A 21,230-nucleotide genomic window follows, 5' to 3' on the forward strand; every position below is an offset into this window, starting at 1 on the left:
GGCGCACCACGACGGGGCACCGCCCCGGAGAGCAGCCCTGAGCCTATCAAGCGGCCGGAGCGCCCACCTGCGCCGCTCCTGGCACCCGTGCACAGCACCGGACGACGGGAACGACGGACGGGAGGCGCGGTGCCAGCCGGCACCGCGCCTCCCGTCCGTCGTGTCCCGCGTCAGCCCTTGTAGGTGCCGAGCGTCACGTTCGTCTCGCGGGTCTCCCCGCCGCGCACGTAGGTGATCGTCGTCTTCGCGCCACCCGCGAAGTAACGGACCTGCGCGGTGAGGTCGGTCGCGTCGGAGACGGTCGCGGACCCGATCTTCGTGACGACGTCGCCCTTCTGGAGGCCGGCGTCGGCCGCCGCGCCGCCGGACGACACCGACTTGATGAGCGCGCCCATCTGGGTGGCGTTGGCGTCCTCGGAGGCGTCGCCCACCGTCGCGCCGAGGAGGCCGTGCGTGGCGGACCCGTTCTCGCGGATCTCGTTCGCGACCCGCTCCACCAGGTTCGACGGGATCGAGAAGCCGACGCCGATGCTGCCCGACTGCGAGTCGGACGACTGGGAGCTGCCGGCGCTCGCGATCGCCACGTTGATGCCGATGAGCTTGCCCTTGGAGTCGAGCAGCGCACCACCCGAGTTGCCCGGGTTGATCGGCGCGTCGGTCTGGATGACCGGGAGCGAGACCGTGGTCTTGGTGCCGGAGCCGCCACCGTTGCCCGGGAACTCGAACGGGCTGCCGTTGCCGTTGCCGCCCTCGTTCGAGTCGCCGCCCTGGCTGGGGGCGCTCGACGCGACCTGGATGCTGCGGTCGAGGGTCGACACGATGCCGTCGGTGACGGTGTTGGACAGGCCGAGCGGTGCACCGATCGCGACCGCGGTGTCGCCGACGTTGAGGTCGGACGAGTCGGCGAACGAGATCGGCTTCATGTCGGTCGCGTCGATCTTGATGACGGCGAGGTCGACGGTCGGGTCCGTGCCGACGAGCTTCGCCGGGTAGATCTTGCCGTCGGACGTCGTCACGGTGATGGTGCCGTTCGCGCTGTCGCCGTCGAGCGTCACCACGTGGGTGTTCGTGACGATGTAGCCGTCCTTGCTGAACACGACGCCGGAGCCGGTGCCGCCCGCAGAGCCCGACGACACGTTGATCGTGACGACGGACGGGGTGGCCTGTGCGGCGACCGCGGTGACCACGGTGGCGTTGTTGTAGTCGTTGACCGTGAGGTTGCCACCGCTCTGCGACGAGCCGGAACCGACGACGGTGCCGCTGCCGCCGTGCGACGCACCCGCAGCCCAGCCGGCGCCACCGCCGACGAGGCCGGCGAGGACGAGGCCGGCGACGATCGGCAGGACGAGCTTGTTGCGGCCCTCACGCTGCTTCGTCGTCGAACCGGCGGCTGCTCCCGCCGCGGCGCCCGTGGCGGCACCGCCGAAGTAGTGGCCGTTGCGCTGGTTCGAGCCGTCGACGTCGCCGAAGGCGCTGGCGGAGGCCGGGGCCTGGGCGGAGCCGGGGTACTGGGCGCTGCTCGGGTACTGGGCGCTGCCCGGGTACTGGGCGTCGTGGGTCGTGCCGTACCGGGAGTCGCCCTGTGCGTACTCGCCGTAGCGCGGCTGGCCGTACTGGTCCTGGCCGTACTGACCCTGGCTCTGGCCGTACTGGCTCTGCCCGTACTGACCCTGGCTCTGGCCGTACTGGCCCTGGTCCTGGCCGTACCGGCTCTGGCCGTACTGGCCCTGGTCCTGGCCGTACTGGCCCTGGCCGTACTGACCCTGGTCCTGGCCGTACTGGCCCTGGCCGTACTGACCCTGGTCCTGGCCGTACTGGCTCTGCCCGTACTGCTGCTGGCCGTGGTGGCCGTTGTCCGACCCGTACGGGCTCGTCTGCTGCGAGTCGGTGTCCGACCGGCCGCCGATCGTCGGGTAGGGCGCCGTGTACCGGTCGGTCGGGTGGTCCCCCGGCGTCGAGATGACGTCGGTCTCGTCGGCGCGACCGTGGCCGATGACGTCGGTGTGGTCGTGGTCCGTGGGGCGCGAGTTCGGCTCCTGGGAGAAGTCCGGCGCCGACGTGCCGTCGCCGGAGGTGTCGCGCGCGGCGTCCTCGGCTGCGGCCCGGTGGTCGGTGTCCTGGGGGCGGTTCTCGTCGCCCTGGCCGTGAGGCGTGGTGTCGGTCATGCTGGACGTGCTCCTTTCAAGCTCGTGCAGTCTTCCGGACCCACCTGTGCGGTGCTCCTGCTGGGGCTGCAAGCGACCTATGGCGATCTTATGCGTCGGCTGTGGGAGGCTCCCGGGCTCGGTGCCGCCCGAGCGCTAGGTTGGGAAGGACCGCGACGTCGAGCGCACGGAGGACCCATGCACCGCACCGGACCGTGGCTGCGAGCCGCCGAGGGGGCCATGCTGCTCGGCCCGGACGGCGTCCCCGCCCCGACCGTGTTCGCCGAGATGAGCGCCCTGGCCGCTGCCACCGGCGCCGTGAACCTCGGACAGGGCTTCCCCGACGAGGACGGCCCCGCCGTCGTGCTCGACGCGGCCGTCGAGGCCATCCGGCAGGGCGTCAACCAGTACCCACCCGGCCGGGGCACCCCGGGGCTCCGCGCCGCCGTCGCCGAGCACCAGGCGCACTGGTACGGGATCGACGTCGACCCCGAGCGCGAGGTCCTCGTCACCGCCGGCGCGACCGAGGCCCTCGCCGCCACGCTGCTCGCCTTCGTCGAACCCGGGGACGAGGTCGTCACCTTCGAGCCCTTCTACGACGCGTACGGTGCGCTCATCCGGCTCGCCGGGGGCACGCACGTCACGGTGCCGCTCACCGCACCGGACTTCCTGCCCGACGAGGACACGCTGCGCGCCGCGTTCTCCGACCGGACCCGGGTCGTCCTGGTGAACACGCCGCACAACCCCACCGGCCGGGTGCTCCCCCGCGAGGTCCTGGCCACCGTCGTCGAGCTCGCCGAGCGGTACGACGCGCTCATCGTCACGGACGAGGTGTACGAGCACCTGACCTTCGCCACGCCGCACGTGCCGATCGCGACGCTCCCGGGAGCCGCCGAGCGGACCGTGACGATCTCGAGCGCTGGCAAAACCTTCAGCACCACGGGCTGGAAGATCGGCTGGCTCACCGCCGCACCCGCGCTCGTCGAGGCGATCGTGTCGGTGAAGCAGTACCTGACGTTCGTGAACGGCGCTCCGTTCCAGCCCGCCGTCGCCGTCGGACTCCGACTGCCGGACGAGGTCTTCCACGGCATCGCGCAGGACCTGTCCGCCAAGCACGACCTGCTCGCCGCCGGCCTCCGGTCCGCCGGGTTCGACGTGCTGCGCCCGGACGGCGGCTACTTCGTCATCGCCGACACCGCGCCCCTCGGCCACGAGGACGCCCGGGCCTTCTGCCTCCGCCTCCCGGAGCTCGCCGGCGTGGTCGGCGTCCCGGTCTCCGCGTTCGTCCGGCCGGAACACGCGTCGGGCTACCGGTCCCTCGTCCGGTTCGCGTTCTGCAAGCGGCGGAGCGTGCTCGCCGAGGCGGCGACGCGCCTCGAGGCACTCGCACCCGCGCGCTGAGCCGCCGCGCCCCGACCGGCTGCGTGCTGACCGGCTGCGTGCCGACCGGCTGCGTCCCGACCGGCTGCGTGCTGACCGGCTGCGTCCCGGTCACCGTGCGTGCCGGTCGCGCAGCGCTCCTGTCCGGACCCGTGTCCGCGTCGAGCGGGCGGATCCTGCGCCGGTGACCGGTCGCTGACGACGAATACCGCCCGCTCGCGGAAGCCCGCGACCGCTCCGCTGCGTCGGCCGCGGTGGCCGCGGTGTCCCGACCCGGACGGTCATGCCTCCGAGCGGGCGAACCGGGTGCGCGTCGAGCTCCGGCAGCTCCTGAACCGCCCGCTCGCCGACACAGCGCTCCGCCCGCGGGCACGAGCGGGCGCATCCTTCACCCCGTCGGGGCGTCCGGTGCCGATTCCGCCCGCTCGCGCGCCGGACGCGAGGAGGGTCACCGCAACGGGAGCACCCGACTGCACGAACGGGCGGGACGTGCGCCATCGCCGACGCCCTGGTGCCTCTTCCGCCCGCTCGCCGCCCGGCCCGCGCACCCCGGCGCACCGGAGAGCCGTCGGGGCACCGGACCGTGGCCGCCCCGGCCGGGACTCAGCCCCGCGGCACCACGTCGAAGCGCCGGAGCGCCAGGGACGGGTTGACCGCACGGACCCCCTCGGTCGTCGCGGTGTCGATCGTCGCCACCAGCAGGCCCGGAGCAGCACCGGCTGCCGCCACCGCGACGCCCGACGGATCGACGACGACGGACCCACCGATCCCCACCGGACCGGTCTGGCCGACGCCGACCACCCAGACGGTGTTCTCGATCGCCCGCGCGGTGAGCAGCGTGCGCCAGTGGTGCTCCTTGCCCGGACCGCGGACCCACTCGGCCGGCAGGACGACGACGTCGGCGCCGCCGGTCTCCGGAGCTGCGAGCCGTCGGGTCACCTCGGGGAAGCGCAGGTCGTAGCAGGTCTCCAGCCCGATCCGCACCCCGCCGAGCTCGAAGACGGGGACCTGGTCGACCGAGCCGGACTCGATCCGGTCGGACTCCCGCGCCCCGAACGCGTCGTACAGGTGCACCTTCCGGTAGGTCGCGGCGATCGACCCGTCGGGCAGCACGGCCACGAGGGTGTTGCGGAACCGTCCCGGCACGTCGGCCGTCTCGGCGACACCGACCACGAGCGCGATGCCGACCGTCCGAGCCACCTCTCGCAGCCCGGACACGAACGGCCCGTCGAGCGGTTCCGCTGCTGCGACGAACCGGTCGTCCATCTCCGCGGCGAACCACGACGTGTACTCGGGTGTGACCAGCAGGTCGGCGCCACGGGCGGCAGCGTCCTCGGCGGCGGACCGGACGGTTCCGAGGTTCGCGAGGGTGTCGTCGACGGGGGCGAACTGCGCGGCGGCGATCGTGAGGGTGCCCATCCGGTGAGCGTACCCGGGCGCCGCACACGACGAAGGCCCCGGTCCGAGTGGACCGGGGCCTTCTGGTGACGCTTGGTTGCGGGGGCAGGATTTGAACCTACGACCTCTGGGTTATGAGCCCAGCGAGCTACCGAACTGCTCCACCCCGCGGCACGTCTTACAATCTACACACGCCCGTGGCGGGGCACAAATCGAGTGCCCCGCCACGGCGTGTCAGTTGCCGCTGTCGGCTTCGGTGGCGGCTTGGATCGCCCGCTGCAGGCGCTCGTCCGCCTCGGCAGCGGCGACCAGGTCGTTGTCCGCGTACGCCTGCTGGCGGTCGTCGAGCGCGCTCTTGGCGTCGTTCAGCGCCTTCTGCAGCGCCTGGTTCGCGGTGCCGCTCGACGAGCCGCCGCTCGCGCCACCCGAGGTCCCACCGGTGGATCCGCTCGAGGAGCCGCCGTCGGACGTGTCGGATCCGGAGTCCGTGGACCCCGAGCCGGAACCGTCCGCAGCGCCCTGGTCGCCGGCAGCCGCGCCGGAGTCACCGTCGAACAGGCTGTTCAGTGCCTGGTCGAGGGTGTCCTCGAACGCGATCTTGTCGCCGAAGGCCACGAGCACCTTCTGCAGCAGCGGGTAGGACCCGCTCGACGTCGACTGCACGTAGACGGGCTGCACGTAGAGGAAGCCGCCACCGACCGGCAGGGTCAGCAGGTTGCCCTGCTTCACCGTCGAGTTGCCCCGCTTCAGGATGTTCAGCTCCTGCGACACGGTGGTGTCACCGTTGAAGAGGCTCTGCACCTGCGCCGGACCCGGGATGTTGTCGGTCTTCGGCATCGTCAGGAGCGTGAGCTTGCCGTAGTTGGCACCCTTCTCGCCCTTGCCGGCACCACCGGCGTCCGAGTCGACCGCCAGGTACCCGGTGAGCACGTTGCGGTTGTTCGCCCCGGCCGACTGCTGCGGGATGTAGGTCGTGTAGAGCGAGTACGCGGTGTCCTGCCCCGGGACCTTCATGGTCAGGTAGTACGGGTCCTGCAGGTTGCCCTGCGTCGCCGTGGTCTGGGTGCCGAGCGCGTTGGTCGTCGTCTGCGAGACGTTGTCCGCCGTCGAGTCGGTGTCGCTCTCGGTCGTGCCCGTCGTGGTCTCCTGCGGCGTGTTCCACGCGTCGTCACCCGAGTAGAACGAGTTCGCGTTGGTCACGTGGTACGTGCCGAGGATGGACCGCTGCACCTTGAACAGGTCGGTCGGGTAGCGCACGTGGTCGAGCAGCTCGGCACTCATCTGCGACACCGGCTCCGTCGTGCCGGGGAAGATCTTCTGCCAGGTCTTCAGCACCGGGTCCTGGGTGTCCCACGCGTAGAGCGTGACCTTGCCCGTGTACGCGTCGACGGTGGCCTTCACCGAGTTGCGGATGTAGTTCACCTGGTCGGTGCGGAACGCCGAGGAGTCCGTGCCGTTGACACTGTCCGACATGCTCTGGCTCTGCGAGTACGGGTACGCGTCGCTCGTCGTGTAGCCGTCCACGATCCACTGGATGCGGTGGTCGACGATCGCCGGGTAGGCGTCGCCGTCGAGCTTCAGGTAGGGCGCGACCTTCTGCACACGCTGGATCGGGTCGCGGTCGTAGAGGATCTGCGAGTCGCGGTTGACGGCGTCGGAGAGCAGGATCTGCTCGGACTGGAACTTCGCCGCGTAGACGAGCCGGTTGAAGAACCCGCCGAGGCTCGGTCCGCCGTTGCCCTGGTACGTCGTCGTGGCGTTCCCGCCGTCGCTGTCGTCCGAACCGGCCGGGTAGTCGAGCTCGACGTTCTTCGTCCCCTCGGGGCCGCCGACGATCGAGTAGGGCGGCGAGGACTCGCCGAAGTACACGCGCTGCTGGTAGTCGCCGAGGGCGCCGTTCGCCGGGATGCCCGACTCGAGGAACACCGGCTTGCCGTCGCTCGCGCGCTGGTTGCCGTAGGCGGCGGTGACGCCGAAGCCGTGCGTGTAGACGAACGTGCGGTTGTACTGCGTGTTCGCCTGGGCGCTGAGGCCCTCGAGGTCGATGTCGCGGACCGCGATCACCGTGTCCTCGGTCTGCCCGTCCACGTCGTACCGGTCGACGTCGAGCTCCCGCGGGAACTGGTAGTACTGCCGGTACTGCTGCAGCTGGCTGAAGGTGTCGGGGACGATCTTCGGGTCGATCAGGCGGATGTTCGCCGTGGTCTGCGCGTCCTGCGCGAGCGCCCCCGAGGTGACCTCGGTGGTGGCGTCGTAGTTCTGCTCCTGCACCCCGCTCACCCCGTAGGCGTCGCGCGTGGCCTTGATGTTGCGCTCGATGAACGCGGACTCGTAGGTGCGCTCGGAGGGCTTGACCTGGATGCGTTGCACGATCCAGGGGTAGATCCCGCCGATGACGATGGCGGCGACCAGCAGCAGGCCGGTGCCGACGATCGAGATGCGCCAGCGGCCGATGACCGCGGTCACGATGAAGAGGATCGCGACGATGGCGGCGATGCCCGCCATGATCTCGCGCCCGGGGATCACCGCGTTGACGTCGGTGTACTGCGCACCGGTGATGAGCGGGTTGTCCTTCGTCAGCGCGGCGTACTGGTCGAGCCAGAGGCTGACGGCCTGGAGCGCGACGTAGACGGCTGCCGTGACGGCCAGCTGGATGCGCGCCGCCCGCGAGATGCGGACCTCGCGCCCGCCGAAGCGGAGCGCTCCGTAGAGGTAGGTCGCGGCGAGCGCGGCGATGCCGGCGAGGAGGACGACGGCCGACGAGTACGCAACGATCGAGCGCCAGAAGGGCAGCTCGAAGACGTAGAAGCCGATGTCCAGACCGAACTGCGGGTCCTTCTTGCCGAACGACGTCCGGTTGAAGTACTCGAGGACCATGCTCCACCGACCGGCGGTCGCGAGCCCGGCGAAGAGGCCGAGCACCACCGGGATGCCGATCACGACGGCCCGGCGCAGCGGCTCGATGACCTGCTGGTAGCGGTCGAGCTGCGAGTTGAGCTTGGCGTAGACGGGACGGAACCGGTACGCGAGCGCGATGCTCACGTACACCGGGACGGCCATGCCGAGGAACCCGGCCACGAACATCAGGGTGCTCGCGACCCACCTCGTGGTGAGGACCTGCTGGAAGCCGAGCTGCGCGAACCACGCGTAGTCGGTGTACAGGCTGGCGAAGATGAAGAAGCCGATCACCAGTGCGGCCAGCACGATGATCGTGACCACGATCGGGACCCGCGGCGAGCGCCGCCCAGAAGGAGAGGGACCCGAGGTGGACGAGGTTGTCGTCACTTGATGTGCTCCAGACGTGTCGGACCGGCGGGCCCGGCGCGGCGGGCCGTCAGTGCACCGATCCTACGGGTCCCCGCCGACAGCCAAGCTGTGCGGGGACTCAGGAAGGTGACCCGTGCCTCCAGGCCGTCCGGACGGGAGGCGCGGATCGCGACGTGCGCGCACGTCGCGGGGACCGGATGGCCGGTCCGACGACGTGCAGTGCTACGACGTGCAGCGCGCGAGACCGGCGGTGCTCTTCCCCGACGCGATGGTCTGCAGGTCGGTGACCGCCTGGTCCAGCGTCGCGACCTTGTAGACGTCGAGCCCGTCGGGGACGTGACCGACGACCTCGTCGCAGTTCTCGGCGGGTGCGAGGAAGACGGTCGCGCCGGCGTCCTTCGCGCCGTACAGCTTCTGGCGGATGCCACCGATCGGTCCGACCTCGCCGTCGGCCGTGATGGTGCCGGTCCCGGCGACGTGCTCGCCGCCGTTCAGCTCGCCCGGCGTGAGCTCGTCGATGATCCCGAGCGCGAACATCATGCCCGCGGACGGACCGCCGACGTCCTGCAGGGCGATCTTGACCTCGAAGGGGAACTCGTAGTGCTCGGTGACGCCGACGCCGAGCAGTGCGGTGCCCTGCTCCTCGCGCGGGGTGACCTCGACGGTCCGGCTCGTGCCGTCGCGCTCGACGGTGACCGCCGCCGGGGACGAGGTCCCGTGGTCCGCCACCGCCGCCCGCAGCGAGCCGGCGTCGACGTTCGTGGTGAGCTGGTGCCCGTCGAAGGCCGTGATGACGTCGCCCTTCCGGAGGACGCCGTCCGCGGCGGACCCATCCTGCACCGAGCCGACCTCGAGCCGGGTGGGCAGGTCCTCGCCCTGGTGGATGAGCGCGGCGGCGACGGCCGACTGCTGCGACGACTGCATGTCCGCGGCGTCCTGCTGGTTCACCTGCTCGGTCGTGGTGCCCTCCGGGTAGACCGCGCTGGCCGGGATGACGGCCTCGGAGCGCGAGAACAGTGCCCGGATGACGCTCGTCCACGACGGCCGGTTCGTCGCGTCGCCCTGGATCCCGACGGTGAGCATGTCGAGCGCACCCGCGGTCGGGTACGTCCGCGCGCCGTCGATCTGGATGAGCTCGACGTCCTTCGCGTCCTTGCCCTGCCCCTGCCGCTGGGTGCCGATGGTGTTGTACACCGGACCCGGCACCTCGATGAGGTACGGGCTCGGCAGGAAGCTCGCCAGGAGCCCGAGCACCACGGCCCCGATGACGAACGCCCACCCGACGGTGCGCGAACGGGAGCGGCGACGGGGCGCAGGGGCGAAGAGGGTCACGGACGTCCTTCCACGGGGTGGGCGCCCGCGCGTGCACGGGCTGTTCGCCCTCGGCGCAGCGGTTCGGGCGACCCCACGGGGGCATCCCAGGCGCGGTCCCGTGAGCAGCGATTAGCGTAGTCGGCATGCCTGATGAACCGCAGCGGGGTCCGGACGACGACTTCCAGGAGATGCTGCGCAAGCTGCTCTCCGGAGAGGGACAGATCGACCCGTCGCAGCTCGCGGGCGCGGCCGGCCTGCCGAACGACCCGGCGTTCGTGGCGAACCTCATGAGTCAGCTGCAGCGGGCCGCGCAGTCCGGCGGGGACGGCATCGACTTCTCGGTCGCGTCGGAGCGCGCGACCGCGATCGCCCGCGACGGCGGCCACCCGGTGGACCCGGCGACCTCGCAGGCCGCCGGGCAGGCCTTCCAGGTGGCTGCGCTGTGGCTCGACGAGGCGACCTCGGTCCCCGAGCTCACGGCGACGCCGAGCATCTGGACGCGCGAGCAGTGGGCGCGCGCGACCACCCCGGTGTGGGCGCAGATCGCCGAGCCGGTGGCGCTGAGCATCGCGAACGCCCTCACCGAGGCGATCGACCAGCGCGCGCCGGAGCAGCTCAAGGCCATGCTCGGCGACGTCTCGAAGGCGATGCGCGGCGTGGGCGGTGCCCTGTTCGCGGTCCAGCTCGGCCAGGTCGTCGGACAGCTCGCGAAGGAGGTCGTCTCGGGCGGCGACGTCGGCGTCCCGCTCCTCGACGAGCAGGTCGCGGTGCTCCTGCCGCAGAACGTCGCCGAGTTCGCCGAGGGCCTCGACGTCCCCGCGGACGAGGTCCGCATCTACCTGGCGGTCCGGGAGCTCGCGCACGCGCGGCTCTTCCGGTCGGCGAAGTGGCTCCGGCTGCACATCATCTCGTCGATCACCGACTACGCGCGGGGCATCCACATCCCGTTCGACCGGGTCGAGGAGCTCGCGTCGGAGATCGACCCGACGAACCAGGAGCAGCTCCGCGACGCACTGGCGTCGGGTGCGCTCATCCCGCCGCGCACCGCGGAGCAGGAGGCCGCGCTCGGCCGCCTCGAGACGATGCTCGCGCTCGTCGAGGGCTGGGTCGACACCGTCACCGCCGCCGCGACCGTCCGCCTGCCGCGGTCCGACGCCATCGCCGAGATGGTCCGTCGCCGCCGCGCCGCCGGAGCCCCGCCGAGTCCGCGTTCGCGACGCTGGTCGGGCTCGAGCTGCGGCCCCGCCGCCTCCGGGAGGCCGCCGCGCTCTGGCAGCGGGTCACGGACGAGCTCGGTGCCGAGGAGCGCGACGCCCTGTGGGCGCACTTCGACGCCGTCCCGACCTCCGAGGACGTCGACGACCCGGAGGCCTTCGTCCTGCGGCTCCGCAACCCGGGCCGGTCCGCCGAGGACGACGCGTTCGACCGGGCGCTCGAGGACCTGCTCAACGACACGACCGGCGACCGTCCGCGCGAGGACGAGGCGGGTGGGATCGACGAAGCAGGCGGTCCGGAGGACGGCGGCACCCGGGACGGCGACGGGGACTCGCCCAAGTAGTTCTCCACAGATGGCGACGGCCGGTCCCCTCGGGGCCGGCCGTTCCGTCACGGTGGGGACATGGGCATCCGCATCGACCCCACGCTCGAGTTCGTCTGGCGCGACCCGGGGACCGTGCAGCTCGGCGTCGACCCGCCGCGTGCCGTCGTCCCGGTGCCGTCCACGGCCGAGGAACGGTTCCTCTGCGCACTCCGACGGGAGACGAGCCGTGACGCGCTGACCGCACTCGCCGCGACGACCGGGTGCCGCCCGGAGGTCGCCGCGCGGATCCTCGGCGACGCCTCCCCCGCCGTGGTCGAGGTGCTGCCCGAACCGCTCGCACGGGTCGAGGTGCACGGGCCGGGCGCCCTCGCCGACACGGTGGCGGAGCTGCTCTCCGGCGAGGGCGTCACCGTCGCCAGGACCGCCGCGCCGCGTGGCGGTCCGGTGGTGCTCCCCGACCCGCCGCCGTCCCTCGCGCTCGTGGTCGCCGACCACGTCGTCGACCCGGCCCTCCGCGCGGCCTGGGCACGTCGCGGGACGCCGCACCTCGCACTCGTCGTCGGCGACGGCCGGGTGCGCCTCGGTCCGGTGCTCGTGCCCGGCGAGGGCCCGTGCCTGCAGTGCGTCGAGTACGCACGCGTCGACGCCGACCCGGCGTGGCCGGCACTCGCCGCGCAGGTCTGGGGTCGACCGGCAGCGCCGCTGTCACCGTGGCGGCTGGCCGCGCTCGCGTCCGCCGCCACCCGGATGCTCGTGCAGCGGCTGCCGAGCACGACGCAGGAGCCGGGGACGGACCAGGTCGTGTTCGACCGCGACGACCTGTCCGTCAGCCTGCTGCCGGTGGCTCCGCACCCGCGGTGTGCGTGTCGAGCGCTGCCAGGAACCGGCTCGGGGCCCGGGCACCCCCTCGCGTGGAACCCTGTCGCGACCACGTGACGGTGACGGACCGGCGTGCGCGGGTGAGGCCCACGTAGAAGAGCCGCCGTTCCTCGTCGACCTCGTCGTCGGTGGACGCGTGCGAGATCGGCAGCAGCCCCTCGGCGGCACCGACCACCAGGACGTGCGGCCACTCCAGGCCCTTCGACGAGTGCAGCGTGGCGAGCGTGACCGCGTCGAGTTCCGGCTCGTGGTGGGTCGCCGCACGGTCCACGAGGTCCTGTGCGAACTGCTGCATCGTCGTGCCCTCGGGCGATGCCTCGGCCAGGCCCATGATCGCCTGCAGCGCCTCCCACTGGTCGCGGACGGCGCCCGTGCCGTCGGGCGGGGTGGGGGTCCAGCCGCTCAGCTGCAGCACGAGCCCGACGCGTCGGGTGAGCTCGTCGTCCGTCTGCCGGACCGCCTCGCCGCGCATGTGGTGCACCGCGAGCTTGACCTCGGGCCGGTCGAAGAAGCGGGTGCCGCCCTGCACGCGGTACGGGATCCCGGCACGACCGAGCGCGGACTCGAGCGCGGCCGCCTGCGCCCCGACGCGGTACAGCACGGCGCACTCGCCGAACCGGGCGCCGCCCGCGACGAGCTCGCCGATGCGCCGTGCCACGGTCTGGGCCTCGTCCCCGTCGTGCACGCACGCCAGGACCTCGGGCGCAGGCCCCGGCTCGGCCGTCTGCGCGACGAGGTCGAGCGCGCCCGGCTGCCCGCGCATGAGGGTGTTCGCCGCGTGGACGACCTCCCGCGTGGACCGGTAGTTCCGCTCGAGCCGCAGCACCGATCCCCGCGGGAACTCCGAGCCGAAGCCGAGCAGGTACCGGCTCGAGGCCCCGGCGAACGAGTAGATCGTCTGGCTGGCGTCACCGACCACGCACACGTCGTCGCGACCGCCCAGCCACGCACGGAGCAGGTCGTGCTGGACGGGTGAGACGTCCTGGTACTCGTCGACGACGAAGAACCGGTACTGCTGCCGCACGTACGATGCCACGCGCGGCTCCGACTCGACCATCCCGAGCGTGGCGAGCAGGACGTCCTCGAAGTCGAGCTGCCGCCGGTCGTCCTTGAGCTGCTCGTAGGCGCGCATGAGGTCGACGACGCGTCGCGCCGGGGTGTCCCGCGGCATCACCCGGTCGACGGCGGCGGCCTCGTACTCGTCGTACGTGAGCATCTGCACCTTGCGCCACTCCACCTCGGCCGCCAGGTCGCGCAGGACCGGGGTGTCGACGTGGATCCCCACGGTGTCGGCCGCGTGCGCGATGACCCGGCCCTTGGACTCGACGATCCGCGGTGCGTGCCCGCCGACGGTGTCCGGCCAGAAGTAGCTGAGCTGCGCCATCGCGGCGGCGTGGAAGGTCCGGGCCTGCACGGTGCCCGCACCGAGGGCGCGCAGCCGGGAGCGCAGCTCACCCGCGGCGCGCGTGGTGAAGGTCAGCGCGAGGACGTGGTTCGGCGAGTAGGTGCCGGTCGCCACCCCGTACGCGATGCGGTGCGTGATCGCCCGCGTCTTGCCGGTCCCGGCGCCGGCGAGGACCGCGACCGGACCGAGCAGGGTGCGGGCGACGGTCTGCTGCTCGGCGTCGAGCGCGGAAAGGAGCTCGTCGGGCGAGGGCGGCCGCACCGGGGCGGGGCGTCCGTCGGTCACGGCAGGTCGAGCGGCCCGCCGTACCACTCCTCGATGATGGCGCGGGCGATGGACGTCCGGCCGGGCAGCAGCAGGGTGTCACCGGCGCGTTCGCGGACCTCGTCGCGCGAGAACCACCGGACGTCGAGGATCTCGACCCCGTCCGGGCGGACCGTCGACGGGTCGCCGTCCAGGGCACGCGCACGGAAGCCCAGCATGAGCGAGGCGGGGAACGGCCAGGGCTGCGATCCGAGGTACTCGGGTTCCTCGACGCGGACGCCGGACTCCTCCCAGACCTCGCGTCGCACGGCGTCCTCGAGGGACTCCCCCGGCTCGACGAACCCGGCGAGCAGCGAGTACCGGTCGGCGTCCCACGCCGCGTTCGAGCCGAGCAGGATGCGGTCGTCCGCGTCGGTCACGCCGACGATGATCGCCGCGTCCGTGCGCGGGAAGATCTCGTGCCCCTCCGGGTCGCGGCGGACCCACCCGCCGCTGACGACCGCCGAGGGCGAGCCGGTCCGCGGCGAGAACCCGTGCACGGCGTGCCAGTTGGCCATCGCCACGGCCTCGACCGCGAGGCCCTGGTCGCGTGCGGACAGCTCGGTGCCGAACATGCGGAGGCTCGCCCACGCGTCGTCGTCGGGCTCGATCGCCGCGGCCGCGGCCGCGTCGAGCAGCGCGGCGACGAAGCGCGTCCCGGCGGGGGCGTCCGGGGCGTCCGCGACCGCACGGCCGAGGTACAGCACCACGGCGTCCTCGGGGACGGCCGTGACGTCGACGAAGCGGAGCGCACCGTCCGGTTCGCGGAGCAGGTCGGCGCCGCGCACCGGCAGCCACCGCGTCGAGGGGTCGTCCCGGAGGACGCGCTCGAGGTCCGGCGTGGTCCGGAACTCCGCGTCACGGTCGAGTTCGTTGCGGGACAGCGGGAGCCTTGCGGCGAACTCGACGGTCACGGCAGGGCGCTCCTTGCGGTCGGGACAGGGTCTCCGGCTGTCGTCCGGCGGGACCCCGTGGACCGTTCCGGGGCTCGACGGGCCAGCGTGGCGTGCGCTCGGCCCCCGGACGCGGACCTACCCTGAGGACATGGCGGGATCCCAGTTCACTCTAGCCGCGTTGGCGACGACGGCCGTTCCCGGCATGGTCGTCACGGGCACACGCACACTCGGCTCGGCCGCGTCCGGTGACTACGAGTCGGCCGTCCTCCGCGACGCCGACGGCGCACTGAGCGCCATCCGCCGACCGCGCAACCAGCGCGCCGAGGCCCGGCAGTCGGCCGACCTCGTCGCGATCCGCGCCCTGAGCGCCGGCATCCGCACCCGGCTCCCCTTCGCGGTGGCCGAGTACCGCGGCCAGGCACCCGTCGGGTCGACGCGCGCCATCGTCACGACCTACGTGCACGGTGCGCACCCGACGCTCCGCGACCTCGGGGAGCGCCCGGAGCTCGCCACCGCCGTGGGCCGCGCCGTCGCCGCCGTGCACCAGCTGCCGACGAGCTTCGTCACGGACGCCGGCCTGCCCTCCCTCACCCCGTTCGAGGTGCTGCGCTCCGCCGTGTCCGTCATGGACCGTGCGGTCGCGACCAAGCTCGTGCCCGCCGCGCTCGTCGAGCGCTGGGAGGGCGCTGCGCGCGACCAGCAGCTCTGGCAGTTCACGCCGACCGTCGTGCACGGCGCACTCGGCACCGGGGTGCTCCTGGTCGACGGCGACGCCGTCAGCGGTGTCCTCGACTGGGGCGAGCTCCGGCTCGGCGACCCCGCGAAGGACCTCGCGTGGGTGCTCGCCGGGCAGCGCGAGGCGTTCGACACCGTCCTCAGCGCGTACGAGGCGAACGGCGGCGGGCGTGACCGCCAGCTCGCCCAGCGCGCCCGGGTGTACCACGAGCTCGAGACCGCGCAGTGGCTGCTGCACGGCGTGCAGGCGAAGAGCACCGAGGTCGTCGACGACGCCGTCGCGATGATGCACCGCCTCGTCGACGCGGTGCAGACGCCGACGGCGGCGCCGCTGCAGTCGGTCTCCCCCGAGACGATGGAGATCGGCGAGGTCGAACAGCTGCTGTCGTCGACCGAACGCCGCCACGGCTGACCCGGCCCGCTGAGCGCACCGCGCTCGACACGGCCCGACCGCGCGCGGCGCGTCGCGACCGCGCAGCCGACCGGCTCTCGGACGGGAGGCGCGGGGCGGGCCGGCCACGCGCCTCCCGTCCGCTGTCGGCTCAGCCGACGGCGTCCCGCCACGCGCGCTCGAGACCGGCGCGGTCGAGCAGCTCGGTCGGGCGGACCTCGAGGTCGTCGGCGACGAAGTAGAACACCGCGTCGACCTCGTCGAGCGGGCGACCGGTGAACTCCGCGTACGCGACGCGGTAGAGCGCGAGCTGGAGCTGCCGCGCGGCCAGGTCGTCCGCGCCGCTCGGCGCCTTCCCCGTCTTCCAGTCGACGACCTCGGCCCGGCCGTCGATCTCGTACACGGCGTCGAGCTTGCAGACGATGCTGTGGCCGAGGAACGGGATGTGGATCTCGCGCTCGACCTCGATCGGCGTCCGACCGGCCCAGCGCGACCGGGCGAACGTCGCCTGGAAGGCCGCGAGCCGTCGGGCGTCGTCGTCGGTCACGGCCGCGTCCGCGGAGGCGTCGACCGCCTCGTCCGCGTCGAGGTCGCGCTCGCCGTCCCACAGGTCCAGCGTCTCGAGGGACCCGCCGCTCCCCGCGCGCTGCTCCACCCACCGGTGGAACAGCGTGCCGAGCCGGGTGGCCCGGTAGGGGCGCTCGGGCATGGGACGCCGCAGGCGCTCGGCGACGGCGCCGGGCTCCGCCAGGTAGTCCTTGAAGCCGGAGGCCGGGACCCGGTGCGGGACCGCCACGGCGTGCCGGGCGGACCGACGCGCCTGCCGCTCGGCGAGCAGCAGGTCGATCTCGGCCGCGAACCGACCGGCCGCGCCGGGGTTCGCGTTCCGCACCCGGTCGGCGGCGGCGAGCACCCGGGCGCCGCGCTGCCCGAAGGGCACGTGCGGCCAGGTCTGGGTCGCGCCGTCCTCACCGAGCGGGTCCTCCTCGTGCACGGTACGGTCGGGCACCGCCTCGGGGTCGACGATCCCGGCCTCGACCAGGTCGCGCAGGTACCGGCTCGGCTCGGTCGGCTTCACGCCGCCGGCCCACCAGGACCCGGAGACGAGCAGGTCGTGCCGGGCCCGGGTGAGCGCGACGTACGTGAGCCGACGTTCCTCGTCCTCGTTGCGGGAGCGCACCTGCTCCTTGTAGGCGTCGATCGCGTCGACCACGCCCTTCTGGTCCGCGTTCCCCCGCCAGGCGAGCTGCGGCAGTTCCTCGGCGTCGCCGCGGAACTCGTAGGGCAGCCGGCCGAAGCCCAGCCAGCCGGACGAGCCCTCCTGCGGTCGTGCCGGGAGCGCACCCTCGACGAGCCGCGGGACCGCGACGGCGTCCCACTCCAGGCCCTTCGACCCGTGGATGGTCAGGACCTGCACCGTGCCGGCCTCGGGCTCCTCGGACCGCGGGCCCATGTCGTCGCGCCGGGCAGCTGCGTCGATCCAGCCGAGGAAGGCACCGAGGTCCGCCCGGTCGTCGGTGGCCGCGAAGCCCGCGAGCTCGTCGACGAAGGCGTCGAGGAAGGCGGCACTGCCCTGCTCGTGCGCGGCGACCTCGACGTCGAGCCGCATCTCCTGCACGACGAGGGTGACGAAGTCGACGAGGTCCCCCGAGGCCCGGGAGCGGAGCGCGGCGAGCTGCTGCCCGAGGGCACGCATGCGCTGCCGACCAGCGGGGCTGATGCCCTCGAGGGCACCGTGCTCGTCCGGGGCCGTCGCGACGAAGTCGAGCGCGTCGACGATCGAGCCGTGCTCCCCGGCCGCGACCGACGCCCGGAAGGCCGCGGTCACCTCGTCGTCGAGCCGCTGCTGCGTGTGGTCCCGCTTGAACAACCACCGCGCGAGCTCGTGCAGTGCGACGACGTCCGCCGCGCCCACGCGCCACCGGGCGCCCGCGAGCAGGCGGATCAGGTCGTTGCCCGCGGACGGGTCGTGCAGCACGCGCAGGCACGCGACCAGGTCGACGATCTCCGGCCGCTGCAGCAGGCCGCCGGTGCCGAGGACGTGGAACGGCACGCGCTGCGCGGCGAGCGCGGCGGTGAACGCCGACAGGTCCTTCCGCGAGCGCAGCAGCAGCGCCATCGAGCCGTCGGGCGTCGCGGCACGGCGCTCGGCGAACCACCGGGCGACGCCCTCGGCCTCCTCCGGCAGGGTCTCCGGGAACACCGCCGTGACGGTGCCGCGGTCCGCGCCCGGCCGCGGGGACAGGCGCTCGACGGCGACCTCCGACGCGGCGGAGAGCGGATCGACGACGGCGTTCGCCCCGGCGAGCACGTCGACCGGGTTCCGCCAGCTCGTGGACAGGGCGAACGTGACCGGTGCGGGGTCCGCGTCGCCGAAGTCCCGCGGGAAGCGTGCGAGGTTCGCGGCGCTCGCACCGCGGAAGCCGTAGATCGACTGGTGCGGGTCGCCGACGGCCATCACCGGGTGTCCGCGGAACAGCCGCGCCAGGAACCGGGTCTGGACCACCGAGGTGTCCTGGTACTCGTCGAGCAGCACGACACGGAACCGGTGCCGCAGGTCGTCGACCACGCGCGGCGCGGACTCGGCGGCGGCGAGCGCGAGGGCGATCTGGTCGGAGAACTCCACGAAGCCGCGGTCGACCTTCTGCCGACGGAACTCCTCGACCAGGTCGACGAGCGGTTCGAGGGCACCGATCGCCGCGACCGCGTCCGTGACCGTCTTGTAGGGGTTGCCCCGGGCGTTCCCGGGCAGCTCGAGCAGGCTCGCGAAGTCGATCGCGAAGCGCCGCAGGTCCGCGGGGTCGACGAGGTGCTCGGACACCGCGCCCGCGAGGGAGACCACCGCTGCGGTGACGGTGTCGACGTCACGGTCGAGCCCGGCCAACCGGTCGTCGCGCGCGGCGACGACCACGCGGCGCGCCAGCTGCCAGGCGGACGGTTCGGTGAGCACCTGCGACTCGCCGTCGCGTCCGACGAGCAGCGCGTTCTCGCGGAAGACCGCGTTCGCGAAGGCGTTGTACGTCGACACCGTCGGCGCCTCGAACGCGTCGCCCGCGGCGAGCAGGCCGACGTCCTCGAGCGCACGGATCCGGTCGTTGATGCGGACCGACAGCTCGCCGGCGGCCTTGCGGGTGAAGGTCAGGCCGAGCACCTCAGCAGGTCGGACGAACCCGTTCGCGAGCAGCCAGACGACGCGGGAGGCCATCGTCTCGGTCTTCCCGCTGCCGGCGCCGGCGACGACGAGTGCGGGGGCGAGCGGCGACTCGATGACGGCGCGCTGCTGCGCGGTCGGGCGGGGTCGGCCGAGGGCGTCGGCGATCGCGTCGGCGTCGTGCTGCGCGGAAGCGCCTGCCGAGGGGTCCGCCGCCGCCGGCCGCTCGGTCTCGTGCTCGGTGCCGGTCGTCACCACGTCACCTCGCCCACCACGTGGATGCGGCACTCGACCCCGGTGCGTGCCCGGTCGCAGTGGTCGTCGACGTTCGCGAGGAAGGTCCGTCCGGCCATGCCCCGGGCGACGCCGTGGAGGCGGGCGCGGTACGCCTCGCGGGCCTCGTCGTCGAAGGCGTGCTGGGTCCGCTCCGAGAAGGCGCGACCACTCCGCGGGTTCTGCACGAAGACGAGCCGGGCGTCCCCCATCGACGACCCCGCGGGCACGCCCTCGACCGCGCCGTCCTCGACCGCGAGCTGGTACGCGCCGAGCTGCGGGTGCTCCGGCATGTCGTTCTTCTCGCTCGGCATCGAGCGCCCGGTCTTCAGGTCGACGACGCTGACCCGGCCGTCGGGGTCGACCTCGATGCGGTCGATGCTGCCCCGCATCCGCGCCGGTCCGGTCACGAGCGCGAACGAGGTCTCCGCGCCGAGCAGCCGCCGCCCGGCGCTCGCGAACGTCCGGAGGTAGTCGCTCAGCCCCTCGATCATGCGGCGGGTCCGGGCGCGCTCACGGTCGGCCACCCACGGCGACTCGAACGTGAGCTCGTCCCAGCGGCCCTCGACGTGCTCCCACAGGGACTCGACGTCGACCGTGGTCGCGTGCTCCATCGCCTCGTGCACGATCGTCCCGATGCCCATCGCCGGGCTCGGCGCCCCGCCGCCGAAGGTCTGCGCGAACCAGTGCACCGGGCACTCCTCGAAGGTGCCGATGCGCGACGGCGACACCGCGACCGTCGGCGGCACGGGTTCGCCGCCCTCGTGCTCCGGTGCCGGCGGGGCGTCGAGGTCGACGAGCGGGGCGTCCGTCGTCGGTGCGGCGGTGCCGTACCACTCGTCGGGAGACGCCCCGGGGACGTCGGCGTCGGCCAGGCGTGCGAGTGCCGAGGCGGCCTCGTGGTCCCCCGAGGTCACGACGCGACGGCGCAGCGACCCGGCCAGACCACGCAGGGACAGGGGGTGCACGGTCGGTTGCCGGTCGGGCGGCACGGGGACGAGCCGGACGAAGGGCGACGGTGCCTCGTCGTCGTTGGCGACGGTGCCGATCACCACCTGCGTCGTCGCGCGCGACACGGCCCGCGCGAACAGGCGCAGCTCGTCGGCGACCACCGCCGCCCGGTCGTCAACCGGGCCGTGCTCGACGCCCGCGGCCGCGCGGACCAGGCCGTCCGGGTCGAGGAGGCTCCCGCGCACCCGCGTGTTCGGCCACACCCCGTCCTGCAGCCCGAGCACGACGACGACGTCGCACTCGAGCCCGATGGTGGCCGACGGCGTCAGCACCCGGACGCGGCCGGCCGTCCGGTCAGGTCCGATCGAGTCCTCGGGCAGGTCGGCCCCGAGCAGGTCGTCGACGAACACGCGGGCGGGGGCGTCCGGGGTGCGTTCCACGAAGCGCTTCGCCGCGGTGAACAGCCCGACGACCGCGTCGAGGTGCCGGTCGGCCTCGGCGGCGCCGACCCCACCGGCCGCCGACTGCCCGCCCCACGTGGTCGCCAGGCCGCTGCGCTCCCAGAGCCCCCAGAGGATCTCCTCGATGCTCGCGTCCGCGGCGGCGTCGGCGTGCGCGCGGACCAGGCTCCGGGCGAGCCGGGTCGCCCGGCGCGCGAACCCCGCATCGATCGTCGCGAGCCGTTCGGGCGCGCCGAGCGCCTCGACCAGCAGCTCGTCGGCCGTGCGCGTGCCGCCGCCGGCGAGCTCCTCACGGCGCAGGGCCAGCCGGAGTCGTCGAATGGCGAGGGTGTCGAGGCCACCGAGCGGCCCCGTCACGAACGACGTCGCGAGGTCGGCGTCGAGCGCCACGACGCCGAGTGCCACGCCGGCCGCGTCGAGGAGCGCCCGCGCGGCACCGTCGTCCCGCGGTCGGATCGGGGCGGCGCCGGCCGTGGCGGGGACCTCGGCGACGGACAGCGCGCGGACCAGCTCGGGGATCGCCGCGCCGCTGCGCGTCACGACCGCCATCCGGTGCCAGGGCACGCCGTCGAGCAACCGGTGCTCCCGCAGGCGACGGGCGACGGCGACGACCAGGGCCGACCGGCTCGCCGCCTCGAGGTGCAGCACGGCGTCGCTCCTGGCGTCGGTCGCCGAGGCCGCCGCCGTGCGCTGCCGGCCCGCTGCGGCGGCACCGATGCGCGCGGTCACGGCGCTCACGAGG

11 protein-coding genes, 1 tRNA gene and 1 pseudogene are annotated in these 21,230 nt (G+C 73.3%); 4 read left to right on the forward strand and 9 right to left on the reverse strand.

The genetic code is table 11. From position 1 onward, the window contains the following. Window positions 1-170: 170 nt before the first annotated feature. Window positions 171-2,165, reverse strand: a complete 1,995-nt coding sequence (locus H7A69_RS17620; protein ID WP_182046488.1) for a S1C family serine protease — start codon at window positions 2,163-2,165, stop codon at window positions 171-173. A 177-nt stretch (window positions 2,166-2,342) separates the two neighbouring features. Between H7A69_RS17620 and H7A69_RS07510 the strand changes: the two genes are divergently transcribed. After that, complete coding sequence (locus tag H7A69_RS07510; RefSeq protein ID WP_182046489.1) at window positions 2,343-3,545, forward strand: aminotransferase class I/II-fold pyridoxal phosphate-dependent enzyme; 1,203 nt, start codon at window positions 2,343-2,345, stop codon at window positions 3,543-3,545. A 582-nt stretch (window positions 3,546-4,127) separates the two neighbouring features. Here H7A69_RS07510 and H7A69_RS07515 read toward each other — a convergent pair. The 4 genes from H7A69_RS07515 to H7A69_RS07530 form a co-directional block, all read right to left on the reverse strand. Next, window positions 4,128-4,943 (reverse strand): carbon-nitrogen hydrolase family protein, encoded by an 816-nt coding sequence (locus tag H7A69_RS07515; protein WP_182046490.1) that lies wholly within the window; start codon window positions 4,941-4,943, stop codon window positions 4,128-4,130. A gap of 73 nt (window positions 4,944-5,016) precedes the next feature. Then, window positions 5,017-5,093, reverse strand: a tRNA-Met gene (locus tag H7A69_RS07520). Between the two features lie 63 nt (window positions 5,094-5,156). After that, the gene (locus H7A69_RS07525; RefSeq protein ID WP_182046491.1) at window positions 5,157-8,141 is read right to left on the reverse strand and encodes a UPF0182 family protein; all 2,985 of its coding nucleotides are present in this window, start codon (window positions 8,139-8,141) and stop codon (window positions 5,157-5,159) included. A gap of 270 nt (window positions 8,142-8,411) precedes the next feature. Beyond that, window positions 8,412-9,521: a PDZ domain-containing protein gene (locus H7A69_RS07530; RefSeq protein ID WP_182046492.1), complete on the reverse strand. Its 1,110-nt coding sequence runs from the start codon at window positions 9,519-9,521 to the stop codon at window positions 8,412-8,414. Window positions 9,522-9,646: 125 nt separating this feature from the next. Here H7A69_RS07530 and H7A69_RS07535 point away from each other — a divergent pair. Both H7A69_RS07535 and H7A69_RS07540 read left to right on the forward strand, forming a co-directional pair. After that, window positions 9,647-11,061: pseudogene (locus H7A69_RS07535) on the forward strand (zinc-dependent metalloprotease). A 60-nt stretch (window positions 11,062-11,121) separates the two neighbouring features. Then, window positions 11,122-11,979, forward strand: coding sequence for a TOMM precursor leader peptide-binding protein (locus H7A69_RS07540; RefSeq protein WP_182046493.1), 858 nt, complete (start codon window positions 11,122-11,124; stop codon window positions 11,977-11,979). Here the strand turns inward: H7A69_RS07540 and H7A69_RS07545 are convergent. Beyond that, the gene (locus tag H7A69_RS07545) at window positions 11,870-13,612 is read right to left on the reverse strand and encodes an ATP-dependent helicase (RefSeq protein ID WP_182046494.1); all 1,743 of its coding nucleotides are present in this window, start codon (window positions 13,610-13,612) and stop codon (window positions 11,870-11,872) included. The genes H7A69_RS07540 and H7A69_RS07545 overlap by 110 nt on opposite strands. Beyond that, complete coding sequence (nudC, locus tag H7A69_RS07550; protein ID WP_182046495.1) at window positions 13,609-14,544, reverse strand: NAD(+) diphosphatase; 936 nt, start codon at window positions 14,542-14,544, stop codon at window positions 13,609-13,611. Before nudC ends, H7A69_RS07545 begins: the two co-directional genes overlap by 4 nt. A 130-nt stretch (window positions 14,545-14,674) precedes the next feature. Here nudC and H7A69_RS07555 point away from each other — a divergent pair, with 130 nt between their 5' ends. Further along, window positions 14,675-15,673, forward strand: a complete 999-nt coding sequence (locus H7A69_RS07555) for a phosphotransferase (RefSeq protein WP_182046496.1) — start codon at window positions 14,675-14,677, stop codon at window positions 15,671-15,673. Window positions 15,674-15,803: 130 nt separating this feature from the next. On the opposite strand, the gene H7A69_RS07560 is transcribed toward H7A69_RS07555, so the two are convergent. After that, a complete protein-coding gene (locus H7A69_RS07560; protein ID WP_182046497.1) occupies window positions 15,804-19,058 on the reverse strand; it encodes an ATP-dependent DNA helicase in 3,255 nt (1,084 codons plus the stop codon). Next, the coding region (locus tag H7A69_RS07565; RefSeq protein ID WP_220456210.1) for a PD-(D/E)XK nuclease family protein at window positions 19,055-21,230 on the reverse strand (2,176 nt) is incomplete at its 5' end. The genes H7A69_RS07565 and H7A69_RS07560, both read right to left, overlap by 4 nt.

Source organism: Curtobacterium sp. ME26 (assembly GCF_903970945.1).
Taxonomy (GTDB): domain Bacteria; phylum Actinomycetota; class Actinomycetes; order Actinomycetales; family Microbacteriaceae; genus Curtobacterium; species Curtobacterium citri.